Origin of the sequence: Paenibacillus rhizolycopersici, from assembly GCF_014947195.2 — a bacterium.
Taxonomy (GTDB): Bacteria; Bacillota; Bacilli; order Paenibacillales; family Paenibacillaceae; genus Fontibacillus; species Fontibacillus rhizolycopersici.
The window spans coordinates 1-1,267 of the sequence record NZ_JADCNN020000047.1; the positions used below are offsets into that span (position 1 = coordinate 1).

The window sequence follows — 1,267 nt, forward strand, 5'->3', positions numbered from 1 at the left end:
TGGTCAAGACCCCATTTTGTGGACAACAGAAAAAGACCCTAGGCAACAAGCTGACGTCGGTACTCTACCGGCGTCAGCTTGTTTAATTTTCGTTGAGGACGGCGATGGTTGTAAAAGTGAATGAAGTCTTCCATTCGTCTTTGTGCTTCCTCTAGAGTTCGGATATCATAAGGATAGAGTCCTTCCGTTTTTAGATGCGAGAAGAAGCTCTCCATCGAGGCATTATCATAACAATTGCCTCGGCGAGACATGCTGATTTGGGCGCCAACCTTTGGCAGCATGTCGTGGTAAGCATAGGACGTGTACTGGAATCCTTGATCGCTGTGAACGATCAATCCAGTCATGTCCTTTTGCTTTTCAAAGGCTTTCTCGAATGTCTGCAAGACAAGCTGGTTATCATTTCTCAAGCTCATATTGTAAGCGACGATCTCATTATTGAATAAATCTTTAATCGTTGAGAGGTACAACCAAGTATCTCCAACACGATACTGTGTGACGTCAGTCACCCACTTTTGATTCGGCAAATCAGCTTTAAAATCTCGTTGCAGCAGATTTTCTGCAACCCGCCCGCCTGTAGAGCCTGCGTAATTGTATCGATGCTTGCGCCGGATTCTAGAGCGTATACCGAGCTCTTGCATTAATCGTAGAACCTTTTTGTGATTGATCCGTAAATCATGCTCTTGAAGAAGGAAGAGTTGAAGTTGTCTGTAGCCGTACTTACCGTCGTATTTCGTATACAACGCATGTAGCAGCTCTTTTAGCTCACGATCCCGCTCTTCTGTCTTGCGCTTTAAATAGGCGTAGAATCCGCTACGTGAAATTCCTACTTCTTTACAGAGCTCGGAGACGCTATAACGTTGTCTAAGCTCTTGGACGAGCCGATGCTTCTCTGGTACACCTCCGCCTTCGTAATGGCCAACCACTTTTTTAGGACAGCGTTCTCCATCTCCAAACGTCTCACGTAACGATCCTCATCGACATACTCTCTTCGTCTCCCGCGATGGTCCATTAGTCCGAACTCTCCCATTTTCTTGTAACGACTCATCCATACTTTCAATCGTCCAAGGTCTTCGATCCCCAATACCTCGGCCACTTTCTGCTTTGTCATTCCTTGAAGCCTCATTTCAATTGCCTTCTTTTTTGTGTCAAAACTGTATGAAACAAACTTCTGCCCCTTTTTTGCCATACGAAAAGCACCCCCTATAGTTTTCATCGGTTTAAACACCAGGGTGTTTTTCCAATGTCCACTATAAGGGGTGCACTTCAC

General features: G+C 45.2%; 2 protein-coding genes. Both read right to left on the reverse strand.

What is annotated here, in order from left to right; genetic code table 11:
- Positions 1–38: 38 nt before the first annotated feature.
- On the reverse strand, positions 39–923 hold the full coding sequence (locus IM700_RS22880) for an IS3 family transposase (RefSeq protein WP_336244925.1): 885 nt from the start codon (positions 921–923) through the stop codon (positions 39–41).
- A partial coding sequence (locus IM700_RS22885) for a helix-turn-helix domain-containing protein (RefSeq protein ID WP_204801200.1) occupies positions 824–1,267 on the reverse strand: 444 nt, incomplete at its 5' end. The genes IM700_RS22885 and IM700_RS22880, both read right to left, overlap by 100 nt.